Below are 14,199 nucleotides of genomic sequence, written 5' to 3'. Positions count from 1 at the left end.
TTTACTGGTATGGGTTTCTTTGCGCTCAGTCGCGCACTTCCGACCACTGGTCGCCGACAGGAGAGGAGTCGGTACGTGTGCGGTTCTGCGTCTCGCACCACTCACCGAACTCGTTCGCGGCCTCGGCGAGGCTCCGCGCGAACCGCGCGGTGTCGATCAGACCGCCGATCCGAGCCGGTACCTGGATCATGATCGCGGTTTCATCGCCCCCGGCCACCAGTTGGCGGACTCCCGGGGAAGGTGACATGACGGCTGCGCCGTATCCGACGAGGGGCTGAATCACCACGTGAATGCCCATGTGCTCTCCCGATGTCTCGGCTTCGACGCGTCCGATTGGGCGCGCTGAGACCAGGAGACACCCGGGAGGGAGAGATCACCCGGACAAACTGTCCGGGTGGGTTCAGCGGTCGGCCGGAATCGCCTTCTCGATCGCGTCCAGCATGGCTGACCAGGGCAGTTCCCGGCCAGGAGCGGACCGCGGTTCGTGCAGCGGCCAGACGTCGTCACCGTAGAGCAGGTCTACGCCGACCCTCTTGAGGTTCTCGATGTGCATGGTCCAGAACGGCTGCCGCGCGTGGGCCGCGTTGACGCGCGGGAATACGATCACCGGCAAATTGAGGGTTCCGATTGCCTCGTTGACCTGTGTTAACGCCTGGTTGTCGGCGATGCCGAGGGACATCTTCGCGACGAAGTTCGCCGAGGCCGGCGCCACCAGGTAGCAGCTCGGGGCGGGGTGCGGGCTCTTCTGCGACGGCGAGCGGGGCTCGACCCGCACCGGGTAGCCGGTGGCCTGTTCGATCTCGTCGAGCTGCCCGGTCGCGGCCAGCCAGCGGCCGGCGGTGGGGGTCAAGGTAACCGCGACCGTCCAGCCTGCTTCCTGGGCAGGCTTGATCAGGCGCGGAAGCAGGTCTTCGACCCCGCCGGCCCCGGAGGCGACCAGCCCGAGAACTCGCGACATGCGGCTACCTAACCGCGCCGCAGCGCTCAGCCAGTGCGAGTAGCGCCGATGACTTGCCGGCCGTCGCCGGGGCACGCCGGTACATCGAACGTACGACCTCCCGGACCATGGTGTTGTGCCGGACGATGGACGGCGACTTCTGCTCGGCGTCCAAGAGGACCTGTAGGGCGTCGCCGTCCTTGGCGAGAAGGCTGAGTGCCCGGGCGAAGTCGACCAGGTGCGTGACCTGGCGTTCCACGGGCAGGTGATCGACGTTGACGCGCGGCGCGGTCTCGATGACCTGGCTGACGTCGCCGAGGTCGAGGGCGGCCGACAGCCGGTGGAGTTCCACGTTGGCCGGCCCGAACCCGGTCTGCCAGTAGTTCGCGTCCGCGCCCAGCTGGTCAGCGGCGGTTTTCGCGTGGCCGAGTAGGTCGTTCGCGGTGTTCCGGTCTTGGTGTCGCGCCGCCGCGACAGCGGTACGGAGGTAGAGCATCCCGTACAGGCTCAGCGCAGCCGGGTCGCCCTCGGCCATCCTCGGCAGCAGCCACTTCGCCGCGACGTCGCTCAGCTCAAGCGCGTCATCGAACCGCCCCATGGCCAGGAGCGCGTGCGTGCCGGAGCGGGCGGCCGAGGCCAGGACCAGTGGGTCATCGGAGTCGTCCGCCGCCTGCATCGCGCGCTCGGCCGCGATCCAGGCGAGGTCAGCCTCACCGATCTTGCTTAACGTCGTCGCGGCCAGATGGTGCACCCGTGCCGAGATCGCCGCGCAGGCCCGCTTGTACCCGGCATCATCAGCTGCGGCAGCCTCTATCGCCTGCGTCGTCTTGATCAGCCCGGGCAGTGCGGTCACGACCCGCCCCAGGTCACCCTTCTGGTAGCTCGACCAGGCACCCTCGACCAGTGACCGAACAGGCTGGGGGTCGATGTACTCGGGCGACATGGCCGAGGAGAACAGCGTCCGCGACAGCCGGCGGGGAGCCATCAGCGCGTCCCGGATCGCCGGAACGTCGTCGTGCTTGTCCTGCTCCTCCATCAGCACCGGTTCGCCGAGCAGGTCACCCAGCGTCACACGCAGCGCCCGCGCGAGATCAGCGAGCACGTCCAGCCTGCGGATGTCCCGCTCGCCGCGCTCGATCTTGCTCAACCAGTCCTCAGTACGGCCCACCAGGTCAGCAAGCACCGCCTGCGACAGCCCACGCCGCCGCCGGTAGAACGCGATCCGCTCACCAATGCTGAGCTGGTCACCCGCACCACGCATGTCCACAGGCTAGCAGCGCACCGAGAAGTGCCCGCTGTTCGGCAACTTCTTAGTCGTCATCTCGCTCGTGCAGCCGCGATGAGCTTTACCTTGATTTCCTCCGACAAGCCCACCTCGCCGGCTTTACCCTTCGGGCCGAGCAATCGACGCGCATCTTCGAGCGTCTCCCTAATCTTTCTCCGAACAACTCGGGCGGGGAGATCTGACAGCTTCGCGCGAAGTTCATCAGCAAGAGCAAGTAGGTCCTCCGGGACAGCATCGAGAACGGACATGTTCAACATGAGAGGAAGATTTGCCGTCTTCTGACCGGCCCGCTTGCGCACCGGACCAATCGCGAGATAGTTAAGCATAAAATCGGGGCTGATGGCAGGAGTGGCCGGAGCCTTTCCGTCGATCATTCCGGCGATTTTATCTCGGATCCTAAACGCTGTCCGGTCTAGCGTGAGCCACCAACTCTTATATCCGAAAGCCGATCGATTTTCACGGCGCTCTTGTCTTCTAACTACTATTCCCACGTAGTTCTCGACGTCGTGGTTAACCAGGCGGTCACGTGTCGTAGCGTCCATTGCCGGAATACCCAGTGCGGCTTGACGGCGCTCCTTATGCTCGCGGTTCTCATACCAAACTTCAGCAACAGCTGCGCGCAGCTCAATGGGTGCTCGGTTGACGTAATCTGTCAATGGCTCATTGTCTATGCCGTGTTCTTCTAGTAAGTATTCGGCAATATCGACCTCGGGATCGACTTTGCCGCAGAAGTTGTCTAGCCAATTCTCAAGATCCGAGTCATCTTTACCGGCGAGTCTATGCGAGTTAAAAAGGAACGGCATGGAGCCATGGGCACCCTCGCGCGACATTGCTCGGAGATACGAACGGCACCGGCGAACATGGGTTGCCAGTTCTTCGATTACTCCATCGGTAACACGCAAGGATAAACCGCACTCTCTGGCTGCGGCCAAGAGTTCCGAATGCGCTCGCTGGTCATCTTCCAAAAGTTCCTCTGCAAAAAGTGGTAGAACGACAGAAGTATCAAGCCAGATATCTCCTTCTGCGAAGATTTTTACTACAGCGGATTGAACATCTGGAGTTTCGCGCATAAAGGAAAAGAGTGTATAGGTATCCGCCAGACTTCTAAGGTATGCTCGAACGTCGGGAGGCGGTGAAACCAAAAGAGATTGAAGTGTTGCGGCGATCACGTGGACGGGCAATAAAGGTTGCTTCCCGGACTTGGTTACAACACTCGATACCACGGCCTCGATGTCAGCTGGCCGTACGTCGGTTCCCTGGTCGCGTGACACGGCTACGGCAAAGGCCTCTCCGCGGCTTAGGAGGACGCTCTCAATCATTGTTCGACAAGAATCAATGAGGGTGTCGAGTTGGCGCGAGTCAATTTCAATGCCAGATTCGGAAGCGGAAGTGGTCAACGCGGAAGTCAAGTGTTCACGAAGGGTGGCATCTTGCACTTCAAGATCGGTTAGTCGGTCGGCTAGTCGAACACGCTCTGCCCATGTGAGGCAAAACTCATCAACCTTCTGCCAATGGCGCAAGTACTTCTTATTTAGTCTGTTCAGTGCGCCGTCTACCTGTTCGCGCATAGTTCTCTCGTGATGGCCCGGCAAAAGCGAGGAAACCATCTCGTACACTTGACTTCGGGTCAGTCGATTGTCGCTATCCGTATCGCGTAGAACGGATCGCACTATCGCTTCGAAGCAAACCTTCGTTAACCCCTTTTCTCGGGTGTCATCCTGCCATTGTAGACCCAGGTAGACGAAAGCTGCCTTTGCCTCAGTGTCATCCAAGGCTTGTGCCTGTCGTTTAATAAGGTCATCTGGTTCTGCAATTAAGGGGTCTACTACCAATCTTGCCAGTTCTTCGGCTTCGGCCATAGTTGCTGAATTCATGTTGCGAACCGAGATAAGCCAGTCTATGCCGCGCGGATCAAGATGTATTCCGTGATTTGCGCGAGCGGATCGACGAAGCTCTACACTTTTTGAGTCGATCGGCTGATTGGTTACGTAGACCAAGACGTTGACGTCCGGAAAGGTTTCCTTGATTCTCTTGCAGGTCTCGGAGATTTTGGCTGAGACGTCCACGCGAACAGAATATTGAATAATGGTCGATGGGTCATCTTCCACCGAGAACAGGAGGGCGTCAGCACCGCCATCGCCGGATAATCCACTTACTGGACGTATGTTCGGGAATTCACTTTCAAGGAAAACCGTCGCCATTCGCTCGAAAGGGCGCCATTGAGTAGAGTCAAGGTTTTTTAGGGCGAGCGCGAAACGCTCGGTCGTGATACTCATCTGCGACGTCCTCACGAAGGTAATCTAGCGATCGCTTCTACATCAATGAAACAAGTTCACCCGGTCAGCGGCAAGTGGCCCCCAGACGTGTTGCCGAACTTAGCTCTATGGAATCAAGGCGCGCCGCCAGCGGCGGCGCGCACGTCACCACCCGTGCGGCGGGCCCGCTCTCATGCGACACGGACGGCCTGCCGCTCCGCTTCGGCCGCCGGTCGCCGGGCGGCCCGCCGGAGGGCCGGCCGCGTACGCGCGCCGCCGGGAGCTGGTTGATCCACTCGTCCCCATACGGCCAGAGACGTGACCGAGTCGATCTGTGTTACGCCGATCAGGTCACCATCTGATGACCGCTCCCTCGTCGGCGATCGTTTAACACCGGCCGACCGCCATCAAGGGCGCCTCCGGCGTCGCTGCGCGATGGACGCAAGCGCCCACCCTTGACGCCGGCCTTCCGGTGCTAACGGCAGCAGGGACGAGGAAGACGGGGGAGGGCTGCCACCAGGCCAGACGGGCACAGGGAGCAGCAGGAAGCCAGGCCGTCTACAGGCCGTCAGACGTCCAGACGGGCCCGGACGCGACCGGACCCAACAGTCACAAAAGAGCAGGTCAGAGGCAGTGCGCCCAAGAACATCCACAGGCCCGTTGACCGCCTGGATAGTTCATGAACAAGAAACCGATCCGCCTCTGACCCGCTCTTGGTGGCGCTCGACCCCGCCGGTCCGGCGGGGCCGTCGTCGGCTGACTATGCGGTCTTCAACGGCCCCGCGGCCCGGTAAGTCGTGAGGATGATGCCCGACGGCATGCCTTTCGTCTCCGCCACCTCGAATGCCTGTGCCGGAGTCCCCTCCGAGAAGAAGCGCTTGCCCGTCCCCAGCAGGACCGGATAGGCGAGCAGCAGAACCTCGTCCGCGAGCCCGTGTTCGACCAGTGTCGAGGTCAGCGTGGAACTGCCCGAGAGGACGAGATCCGGGCCGTCCTGGGACTTCACCCGGCGGATGCCCTCGATGATGTCCTCGCCGAGGCTCTCGCACGGGCCCCATTCGAGGCTGTCCGGACGGTGGGTCGCGACGAACTTCGTTGCCGCGTTGAGGCGGTCCACCATCGGGTTGCTTGGCGCCTTCGGCCAGAAACCCGACCAGATGTCGTACGTCCGGCGGCCGAGCAGGAGGTCGAAGCTGTCGCCGTGGGCGGCGAGCATCGCGTCTCGGCCTTCGGGGCTCCGGTAGGGCGCAGTCCAGTCCGGGTAAGGGAAATCGCCGTCGTCGGCGGAGTGCTGGATCACGCCGTCCAGCGAGATGTGTTCGATGATCTTGAGGTTTCTCATTCGGGCTCCCTGGTTGGCTTGCTGTCAGCCTCCCGCTGACAGTGTGAGTTGTCAAGACAAAAAAAGTTGTCGGTACCGCTGACGGCGACTTGGTTGTCAGGGATCTGATAATCCATCCGTGGACGGGAGCCACGGATGGCCGAACCCGTTCACCGGCGCGCCGTTGACCTGCGGCTTTTCCGGCGTTGCTCTGTTCGGTCGATTGCGGCACAGTCGATCACCGTGTCGAATAATCGCCTACAGGGATTAATCGCCGTGAGGAGTTGGCCGTGCATTGGGGGACCGCGCTCGATGACGGAGGGGCGGCGGGGCTCGTCCGTCCGTACTTCCGGACCCATGGCCGGACCCGGCCGACGCGTGACCTTCCCGTCGAAACGCTCGTCTCGACCACCGCGCGGGGGCGGGCCGTCGTGCGGGGGAGTTCGCAGGAAGAGTCGGAAATCTGCGTGCTGTGCCGCACTTCGCAGTCGGTCGCCGAGGTTGCCGCGCGGCGGCGGATTCCGCTGGGGGTTGCCCGGGTCCTGCTCTCCGACCTGGCCGACCGCGGACTGGTTGCCGTGCACACCGCGAAGATGGGGGCCGGCAACCGGCCGAGCGTCGACCTCATGAAGCGCATCCTGTACGGCCTCAGCCGGCTGTGACTGTGCCGATCGTTCCTAATCCGACCACAGTCACGGCCGAATGGCTTCGTAGCAACGGTTACGTGCCGCGTGGGGGTCGGCCTACTTTTGGCCGGATTAGGAACTCCCTGATCAGCCGCGCGAACTCCGCCGGCTGGTCCAGTGGCAGCAGCGTGTAGCTGTCGGCCACCTCGACGAGCTTTCCCTTGGGCAGCAACGCAGTCAGGCGCTTGCCGTGCTCCGGGGGCATCACGCGATCTTCGGTGGCCCAGACCACGAGCGCCGGCCGGTCGAAGCCCGGCAGCCGCTCGGCGGCCTCAAGCAGGATTCCCGGTGACGCCGCGGCCGCCCGCAGGAGGCGGACCGTGTCACGGCGGATGGCGGCCTGGCTCAGCAGTGGCCTGATCCAGTCGCGCGTGGCCGCGTCGCCGCGCTTCGTCAGCCAGCCGAACGCGATCGGGAGCCGTCGCACCGGCCGGAGGCGCATCTGCTGCATGAACAGCCCGAACAAACCCGGCGAGAGCTTCCCGGTGAGGAACAGCGTCTTGCCGGTGAGTCCCGGCGGGAAGTTGTCGAACGCGTCGCACGACGCGAGGATCACGCGGCTCACCCGGGAGGCGCCGTTCGCCATCAGCAGCTGCACCAGTGCGCCACCCGTGTCGACGCCGACGAGCGTGACGTCCAGCAGGTCGAGGCGCTCGAGGAACTCGGCGAGCAGGGACGCGATGCCCGGCAGCGACAGGTCGGCGTCCTCTCGCATCGGGTGCCGGTGCGCGCCCAGCGGGAGCGTCGGGACGACGCGGCGGAGGCCGTCGAGCTCCGCGACCGGGCCGTCCCACAGTGAGCCGTCCATCAGCAGGCCGTGGACGAAGACGACGACCGGACCCGGACCGCCGGTGTCGGTGTACTCGACGGTTCCCGCGGACAGCTCGACCTGCATCCCGGCCTCCCAGTGAAGTCCCCCGGCAGAAGTGAACCATGTGGTTCGCAACCTGTCGAGGCTCAGGGGGCCGCTTCCTCCCGTTCGACCGCTCGCAGCAACGCCTCGACGCCGGCTGTCGCGAAGTCGTCATCGATCAGCAGGCTCACCAGGAAACCGCGCAGCGCGGCGAGGATCATCGAGGCGACCTCCAGCTTCCGCCGCTCCGGCCAGTCCGCGGGGCAGAACCTCACGAGCGTCGGCAGGTACTGCTGCGACGCGCCCCGGCCGAGCGCCGCGTACCGGCCGGGGTCGTACATCGCCAGGCCCATCGCCTGGTCGAGCACGCGACGTAGCTGCGTCTCCTCGTCGCGCAGGCTTTCCCAAGCCGCGCGGACGCGGTCGGCTAGGGTCGACGACGAGCCGGCGACCGCCGCCAGCGCGTTGCCGACCCGCCGCTCGCGCAGGGCGGCGACCACCTGCCGCAGCAGGTCTTCGGTGCCTTCGAAGTGGTAGAGCAGCACCTTGTGCGTCGTCCCGGCCGCCCGCGCGGCGCGCCGCAGCGAGAAGTCCACCAGACCGTTCTCGGCGACGTCGTCGGTGATCTTCGCCAGCAGTTCCCGGCGCCGGGCCTCGCCGCGCGGCGAGCCGGCCGAGCGCCGGTAACCCGCCCCACCCGAGTCGGTAGCGTTGTCCACGGGGGACAGCTTGGCACGACGAGGGGAAGACGATGCGGGTCCTGGTGACCGGGGGCAATGCCGGAATCGGCTACTTCGCGGCCGAGCAGCTGGCCTCGGCGGGCGCGGACGTGGTGATCGGCAGCCGCGACCCGGCGAAAGCCGAAACCGCCGCCGCTTCGATCCGCTCCCGGGTCGCCGGCGCGCGGGTCGGACACGTCCGGATGGACCTGGCCGCCCTCGACGCGGTCGGCACCGGCGAGCTCGACGCCGTCGTGTGCAACGCCGGGGTGGCGCTCGACCACCCGCCGCGCCGGGAGACCCCGGACGGCCACGAGCTCATGTTCGGCACCAACCACCTCGGCCACTTCGCCCTGGTCGCCCGGCTGATGCCGGTGCTGACGGCGGAGGCGCGCATCGTCACCACCGGCAGCTTCGCGGCGAAGTCCGCGAGCCTGGATTTCGCCGACCTGCAAAGCGAAACCGATTACCACCCCAAGCGCGCCTACGAGCGGTCCAAGCTCGCGCAGATGCTGTTCGCGGTCGAACTCGACCGGCGGCTGCGGGCCGCGGGCTCGAAGCGGCTCAGCGTGCTTGCCCACCCCGGCGGCGCGCTCGACTCGCTGACGCCGTCGCGGCCGCCGGTCCACACGCGAACCGCCGGCCAGTGGCTGGGCGGGCTGCCGGCCCGTCTTCTGCTGCACGGCAAGGACGCCGGCGCGCGGCCCGCCGTCCGGGCGGTGCTCAGGCCGGACGTCGAAGGCGGGCAGCTGTGGGGGCCGCGGGTGTTCGGCCTGCGTGGCCGGCCGCGGCTCGAACCGTTGTGGGCCAACCTGACCGACGAAGCGGCCGCGGCGCGGCTGTGGACCGAAAGCGTCAAGCTGACCGGGCTGGACCCGCTGCCCTGACCGGCACTACCGAAAAGCTCGAGCGGCCTGTTCGATCTCCGCGTGCCGGTCCACCCAGAACGCCGCGTCGCGACGCCGGTCGGCGCCGTTCGTGCCGTCGAGCTGTTCCCGCAGGATGTCGGCGTGCCCGGCATGCCGGTTCGTCTCGGTGAGCACGTGCACGAGGATGTTGAACAGCATCACATCCGGCCGGGGCCACCACGGCACGTGACCCGGCGCGTCGACGGCGAGCGCGTCGATTGTCGCGTCGGAGTGGGCCCACGCCCGCCGGTAGCGGCTGATGATCTCCTCGCGCGGCTCGTGCTCGGTCGCCCACATGTCCGTGCCGCGCGCGGCGAGGTCGTCCCACCGGGGCAGCGGCTCGGGGAACGGCCTGCCGAAGATCTCGCCGAAGTACCGGGCTTCGGTCAGGGTCAGGTGCTTGACGAGACCGAGCAGGTTGGTGCCGGTCCCGGTCAGGGGACGGCGGACGTCGTATTCGCCGAGCCCGTCGAGCTTTCCGAGCAGCTCTTCGCGGATCTCCCGCAAATCGCCGTGCAGGTACTGTTTCGCGAACTCGTCGATCATGGCTCCCACCATGCCAGCTCAGCCCACGGGCACGCCACGCACCGCGACCGGCCCACGCGTGGGATCCAGCTCCAGCTTCTGGTCCACCCCGGCCGGCGTCAGCACGTCGAACGCCTTCGGCGCCGTCGCCGGGTCCGCGGTGCAGATCGGCGCCGTGCCCCCGGCCGCACAGAGGCCGAACGTGTACTGCCCCGCCGTCGGCGTGAACGGCCGGGCCTGGTCGGGGGAGTTGCCGTCCTGGCCGGTGAGCACCACGGCGAACGTCCAGCCCGGGCCCGGCGTCCCGAACGCCGCCTTCGCCACGCTGACCGTGATGTACCGCGTCGCCTGCGAAGCCTGCACCGACGGCGTCGCGAGCGAAGTGCCCGAAGCATCGACAAGCGCCGGTTCCGCGAAGCCCTGGACCTCGATGCGCCGGCTCCACGCGTCCTGCGGCGCGATCGTGTACGCCCGGCTCGGGAAGGGCGCCGCGGTCGACGTCGCCGTCGCGGCCGGGTCGTGCCCGTAGACCGTCAGCAACTGGGCACCCAGCGGCGAGCCGAACGTCGGCGACAGGTCGCGGAGCAGCGCCCGGAACACCAGGGTGGTGCCGGAATCGATGACCTGGAACCGCTGCAGGTCGAACGCGCCCGCGTGGAAGTCGCCGGCCGTCGGGTAGGTGTACGTGCCCGGGCCGTTGTCGTCGCCGTCCGGGTCCGTGGTGTCCAGCAGCACCGTGCCGGTGACGAAGTCCGAGCTGATCGTCTTCTGCGCGTACCCGGTGCCCGCACCCGTCGCGGCCGCCGTGACAACGTTCGCGCCGAGCGGCGTCGGCACGGTCGCGCTGAACGTCCCCGCCGCGGAAGCCCGGGTCGACAGCACCGAAGTCGTTCCCGCGTCGGTCGCGGAGACGGCCAGGTCGACGCGGCTGCCGGCGGGCGCGGTGCCGGTGACCACGGCGGTCGCGGTCGACACCGACGCGGGTGCGTCGAGCGTGACTGCCAAAGCGGGCGGCGCGTGGACGTACCGCGTGCGGACCTCGGCGGGCTGCTCGGGCAGCCGTCCGTCGTCGAGGGCCCTGGCCAGCCGCACCGACTGCGACTGCGCCCAGCTCAGCGGTGCGACCGAACCGACAGACTGTCCCGGCGTGAAGCCGATCGACGCCGTCCGCGGGTCCGTGCCGTACGGCGACGCGGGCACGGCCGGGTTTTCCCACACCTGCTCCGGAATCAGCCCCGTGCCGCCGGTCTGGGCCCGCATCGCGCGCAGCAGGGCCGCCGCGCCGGCGCGGTCCCCGGTCTGCACGGCCTGCTCGCCGCGTTCGCCGGCGAGCACCGGCCACAGGTGCCCGGACCCGGCGTTCGTCGACGGCCACGGCGCGCCGGTGGGCGCGCAGTCCGTCGGGTCCGGCTCGTAGCAGTCGCCGTAGCCGTCCTCGCTGCCCGGCGCCGACGTCCCGTAGCGGTACCAGCCCGGCCCGGCCGGGGTGTCCCGCTTGATCACGCGGTCGACGACCCCGAGCGACGCGGCGACGTCCGGGTCGTTCGCGGGCAGCACGCCGAGGCGCGTCAGCTCGAGGAACCCGGCGTCGACGACCGCGCGCTGGTCGGCATCGACCGAGCCGTTGCCCAGGTTGTAGATCCACTCCGAGTCCGGATCGCCGTTCTTGGTCAGCCGCAGGAAGTACCGGCCGCCGTACGGCCCGGTGGACGTCACCGTCCAGCCCTTGATGCTGCGCTGGAAGTGGTCGGCGGTGGCGCGGTAGACGTTCGCGCGCGCACTGTCGCCGTTGCGGTCGGCGATCACTCCGGCCGCGACCAGCCCGGCGATCTCGGCGGCGATCGTCGAGGGCGAGTAGCCGCCCTGTTCCTCCCAGCGCTCCGAGCCGAACGCCGGTCCGTGCGCGACGACGAAGTCGGCGGCCGCGCGGATGTGGCCGGTGTAGAGCGTGCGGTCGCGGTCGAGCCCGGCCTGCAACGCCATCAGGATCGGGTACGCGCTCTCGTCGAGCTGGTCACCGCCGGAGTCGGGCGCCTTCTTGCCGTTGAGCAGCGAGTTGCGCGGGAACCGGCCGTCCGGCTGCTGCTGGCGCGCGAACAGCCACCGGACGCTCGCCCGGGCCGTCTCGCGGTCACCCGCGGACAGCAGGCCGGAGAAGCTCTCGTAGAGGTCGCGGGCGAAGATCTCGCGGTAGGAACCGAAGTAGACCGGCTTGCCGCCGGGCGCGTCGCCCGCGGACACGGCCTGTCCCCACGGGCTGCCCAGCGAAGCGACCACCGCGCCCGGGAAAGTCTTGTCTTCACTGGCTTTGAGCACGTTGACGGACTGGTAGTACGCGTCAGAGTCCTTGCCCCGCACCGGGATCAGCCCGTTGTCGTAGTCACGCCACTGGCGCGCGTACTCGCGGTAGCTCTGGTCGAACGGCGTGCGCAGGCTCGCCCCGGCCGTGGCGACGGCGGTCCGCGCGTCCGCGCCGAACCCGAGCGCGAGCACGGCCGGGCGGCGCGGCTGGAGGTCCAGCTGGGCGGTCTGCACGACGTTGCCGTTCACCGCCGACGGCGTGGTGTCGGTGAGCCGGTGGTCCCGGTCGAGCTGGGCCAGCCCGTCGCCCGCGGTGCCGGCGAACCCGCTGCCGGTGGCCAGGAACCGCCGGTCGGCGCGCAGCGCGGCGGCCAGCGGCGTGCCGTAGTCGCGGGCCGGCGCGCTGGACACCGTGTTCGCGTCGGCGCTGACCAGCGCGGACGTCGCCGCGTCGACGGTGGCGGTGTCGCCGCCGCCGTTGGCCGGGCCACCCCCGCCGTTGCCGTTGACGCTCGCGTCGAACCGCACGTAGACCTTCAGGTCCCGGCCGGAACCCCGCAGCGGATCCAGCCGGGTGCGGATGAGCACGCCGGTCCGGGCCGGGTCGGCCAGGTACTCGGTGACCAGCCGGTAGGCGCCGCTGCGCGCGGTCGACGTCACCTCGCAGGCCATCCCGCCCGCGCTCGTGCGCACGGTGTAGGTCATGTCACGGGCTTGCAGGTCGGTGAAGCCGCGCCCGTCGGTGACGGCGAACTGCAGCGTCTCGACGTTCGTGTTGTCGATCACCGGCGCGTAGACGTCGGACAGCACGCCGCCGGCCACGGTGAACCACGCCTTGCTCGCCGTGTTCCGCGCGGTGCCCAGGCAGTCCTTGCGCGCCAGGCCGAAGTGCGAGACCACGCCCGGTCCCGGGGCCGCGGTGGCCGCGTCGGATGCGGGGGCGGGCAGGAGGGCGGCCGCGGCCAGCACCGCGCACAGCACCACGGACGACGTCGACCGAGTCATCCGCTCATCCGATCACGACCGCCCGGGTCGCACCAGGTCCGAACGGCGCCAGGGGAATCACTAGCGGTGATTGAGAATCCGAACTCGTGGGTAGCAAACCTGAAGCCCCCCGAGGAGGTGAACGTGGAAGAGCTGGGATCGGACGGCTGGCGGTACCGCGGCACGATTTCGCCACGGACGATGCCGAGCCTGCGGCGGCACCTGGTGTCGTGGCTGCGGCGGCGGGCCGGTGACGAAGTCGGGCGGCAGGCCGACGACGTCGTCCTGGCCTGCTGGGAAGCGATGGCCAACGTGCTCGGCCACGCCTACCACGGCCGTCCGGGGCTGATCGACATCCGTGCCCGGATCGACCAGGACGTGCTGATCGTCACCGTGGCCGACCAGGGTCGCTGGGAGTCGGTGGCGGAGCGCGCGGACGACGGCCGCGGCCTGCGCCTGATCCAGGCCCTGGTCGACGGGCTCGACCTCCGCTCGACCGACAACGGCACCGTCATCACGCTCACCTGGCCGTTCCCTGCCCGCCACAGCGCCTGAGCCCCACAGCGCCTGGGCCCTACATCGCCTGAGCCGGTCAGGCGGGCGAGTCCGCCGAGGACAGCTCGTCGACGAACCGCGCCGCGATGTCCCGCAGCTTCACGTTGGTGCGCTGCGATTCCGTGACCAGGAGCTTCATGGCGTCGTCCGCGCTGATCCGGTGCACGGCCATCAGGATGCCCTTGGCCTGCTCGATCACCGCGCGCGTCCGCATCGCCGCCTCGAGGTCGGACGCCCGCCGGCGGGCCTGGTGGTAGCGCCGCGTGGTGCGCAGCCCGAACGAGACGACCGTGGTGTAGAGCCTCAGCAGCTGCGAGTCGGTCTCGGCGAACCCGTGGTCGCCGTAGCCGAAGAGGTTGAGGGCACCGGAAAGGTGCTCGTCGACGCGCAGCGGCGCGGCCAGGTAGCTGCCGACCCCGAGCTCCCGGGCGCGGGCGGTGAACTCGGGCCACTCCGCCCCGGCCGTCGCGAGCGGCACGCGGACGACCTTGCCGGTCTCGGCGGCCTGCAGGCACGGGCCGGCGCCCGCCGCGTACTGGGCCCGGTCGATCTCGACGGCGCGGTCGTCGGTGGAGGCCGCGGTCGACGGTTCGCCGTCCCGGATCGCGGTGATGCTGGCCATGTCGGCGCCCGGCACGGCCCGGATGGCCTCGGCGCAGACGGCTTCGAGGATCTCGGCCTCGACGGGCTCGGTCTCCAGTGCGCCGGTGAGGTCCGCCATGGCGGCGGTCAGCTCGTCGAGGTGCTCGGGCAGGATCGGCTCACCGGTCACGTGGTCATCTCCGTCCCGGACAGATGCGGCAGATGTCGGACGGCTGTGGATTCAACGCCAACATCGAAACCTTACTCGCGTCCGTCGCGTCCTCCGCA

The 14,199-nt window shown here is 67.9% G+C and carries 13 protein-coding genes; 3 read left to right on the top strand and 10 right to left on the bottom strand.

Features of this window, described 5'->3' with window-relative positions:
- Window positions 1-25: 25 nt before the first annotated feature.
- From A3CE_RS0111075 to A3CE_RS0111060, 5 genes are all read right to left on the bottom strand, one after another.
- Complete coding sequence (locus A3CE_RS0111075) at window positions 26-298, bottom strand: hypothetical protein (protein ID WP_026468364.1); 273 nt, start codon at window positions 296-298, stop codon at window positions 26-28.
- A 102-nt stretch (window positions 299-400) separates the two neighbouring features.
- Window positions 401-958, bottom strand: coding sequence for a flavoprotein (locus A3CE_RS0111070; RefSeq protein ID WP_020640150.1), 558 nt, complete (start codon window positions 956-958; stop codon window positions 401-403).
- A 4-nt stretch (window positions 959-962) separates the two neighbouring features.
- Window positions 963-2,198 (bottom strand): helix-turn-helix domain-containing protein, encoded by a 1,236-nt coding sequence (locus A3CE_RS0111065; protein WP_026468363.1) that lies wholly within the window; start codon window positions 2,196-2,198, stop codon window positions 963-965.
- Between the two features lie 56 nt (window positions 2,199-2,254).
- Window positions 2,255-4,498 carry a hypothetical protein gene (locus tag A3CE_RS56415; protein WP_125591981.1) on the bottom strand — a complete coding sequence of 748 codons (2,244 nt, stop codon included), beginning with the start codon at window positions 4,496-4,498 and terminating at the stop codon, window positions 2,255-2,257.
- Window positions 4,499-5,237: 739 nt separating this feature from the next.
- Window positions 5,238-5,819: a dihydrofolate reductase family protein gene (locus tag A3CE_RS0111060; protein WP_020640148.1), complete on the bottom strand. Its 582-nt coding sequence runs from the start codon at window positions 5,817-5,819 to the stop codon at window positions 5,238-5,240.
- 269 nt (window positions 5,820-6,088) lie between these two features.
- Here A3CE_RS0111060 and A3CE_RS0111055 point away from each other — a divergent pair, with 269 nt between their 5' ends.
- Window positions 6,089-6,460 (top strand): DUF742 domain-containing protein, encoded by a 372-nt coding sequence (locus A3CE_RS0111055; protein ID WP_020640147.1) that lies wholly within the window; start codon window positions 6,089-6,091, stop codon window positions 6,458-6,460.
- Window positions 6,461-6,518: 58 nt separating this feature from the next.
- Here the strand turns inward: A3CE_RS0111055 and A3CE_RS50830 are convergent, their stop codons facing one another.
- Window positions 6,519-7,379 (bottom strand): alpha/beta fold hydrolase, encoded by an 861-nt coding sequence (locus A3CE_RS50830; protein WP_020640146.1) that lies wholly within the window; start codon window positions 7,377-7,379, stop codon window positions 6,519-6,521.
- Between the two features lie 62 nt (window positions 7,380-7,441).
- The gene (locus A3CE_RS0111045; RefSeq protein ID WP_020640145.1) at window positions 7,442-8,056 is read right to left on the bottom strand and encodes a TetR/AcrR family transcriptional regulator; all 615 of its coding nucleotides are present in this window, start codon (window positions 8,054-8,056) and stop codon (window positions 7,442-7,444) included.
- A gap of 32 nt (window positions 8,057-8,088) precedes the next feature.
- Here A3CE_RS0111045 and A3CE_RS0111040 point away from each other — a divergent pair, with 32 nt between their 5' ends.
- Entirely contained in the window at window positions 8,089-8,943 is an 855-nt protein-coding gene (locus tag A3CE_RS0111040; RefSeq protein WP_020640144.1) for an SDR family NAD(P)-dependent oxidoreductase, read from the top strand.
- Window positions 8,944-8,949: 6 nt separating this feature from the next.
- Here the strand turns inward: A3CE_RS0111040 and A3CE_RS0111035 are convergent, their stop codons facing one another.
- Complete coding sequence (locus A3CE_RS0111035) at window positions 8,950-9,510, bottom strand: DinB family protein (protein WP_020640143.1); 561 nt, start codon at window positions 9,508-9,510, stop codon at window positions 8,950-8,952.
- A gap of 18 nt (window positions 9,511-9,528) precedes the next feature.
- Window positions 9,529-12,795, bottom strand: a complete 3,267-nt coding sequence (locus A3CE_RS0111030; RefSeq protein ID WP_020640142.1) for a glucodextranase DOMON-like domain-containing protein — start codon at window positions 12,793-12,795, stop codon at window positions 9,529-9,531.
- Between the two features lie 123 nt (window positions 12,796-12,918).
- Between A3CE_RS0111030 and A3CE_RS0111025 the strand changes: the two genes are divergently transcribed.
- Window positions 12,919-13,329: an ATP-binding protein gene (locus A3CE_RS0111025; protein WP_020640141.1), complete on the top strand. Its 411-nt coding sequence runs from the start codon at window positions 12,919-12,921 to the stop codon at window positions 13,327-13,329.
- Between the two features lie 37 nt (window positions 13,330-13,366).
- Here the strand turns inward: A3CE_RS0111025 and A3CE_RS0111020 are convergent, their stop codons facing one another.
- Window positions 13,367-14,101 (bottom strand): GAF and ANTAR domain-containing protein, encoded by a 735-nt coding sequence (locus A3CE_RS0111020; RefSeq protein WP_020640140.1) that lies wholly within the window; start codon window positions 14,099-14,101, stop codon window positions 13,367-13,369.
- Window positions 14,102-14,199 lie beyond the last annotated feature (98 nt).

Origin of the sequence: Amycolatopsis balhimycina FH 1894, from assembly GCF_000384295.1 — a bacterium.
Taxonomy (GTDB): Bacteria; Actinomycetota; Actinomycetes; order Mycobacteriales; family Pseudonocardiaceae; genus Amycolatopsis; species Amycolatopsis balhimycina.
Note: the sequence above shows the minus strand (reverse complement) of the source record. Positions and strands in the feature narration are given on the sequence as shown.

Excerpts from the sequence above, each read along its gene's own strand:
- A3CE_RS0111075 (WP_026468364.1), bottom strand. The coding sequence starts at position 298 with ATGGGCATTCACGTGGTGATTCAGCCCCTCGTCGGATACGGCGCAGCC.
- A3CE_RS0111070 (WP_020640150.1), bottom strand. The coding sequence starts at position 958 with ATGTCGCGAGTTCTCGGGCTGGTCGCCTCCGGGGCCGGCGGGGTCGAA.
- A3CE_RS0111065 (WP_026468363.1), bottom strand. The coding sequence starts at position 2,198 with ATGCGTGGTGCGGGTGACCAGCTCAGCATTGGTGAGCGGATCGCGTTC.
- A3CE_RS56415 (WP_125591981.1), bottom strand. The coding sequence starts at position 4,498 with ATGAGTATCACGACCGAGCGTTTCGCGCTCGCCCTAAAAAACCTTGAC.
- A3CE_RS0111060 (WP_020640148.1), bottom strand. The coding sequence starts at position 5,819 with ATGAGAAACCTCAAGATCATCGAACACATCTCGCTGGACGGCGTGATC.
- A3CE_RS50830 (WP_020640146.1), bottom strand. The coding sequence starts at position 7,379 with ATGCAGGTCGAGCTGTCCGCGGGAACCGTCGAGTACACCGACACCGGC.
- A3CE_RS0111040 (WP_020640144.1), top strand. The coding sequence starts at position 8,089 with ATGCGGGTCCTGGTGACCGGGGGCAATGCCGGAATCGGCTACTTCGCG.
- A3CE_RS0111035 (WP_020640143.1), bottom strand. The coding sequence starts at position 9,510 with ATGATCGACGAGTTCGCGAAACAGTACCTGCACGGCGATTTGCGGGAG.
- A3CE_RS0111030 (WP_020640142.1), bottom strand. The coding sequence starts at position 12,795 with ATGACTCGGTCGACGTCGTCCGTGGTGCTGTGCGCGGTGCTGGCCGCG.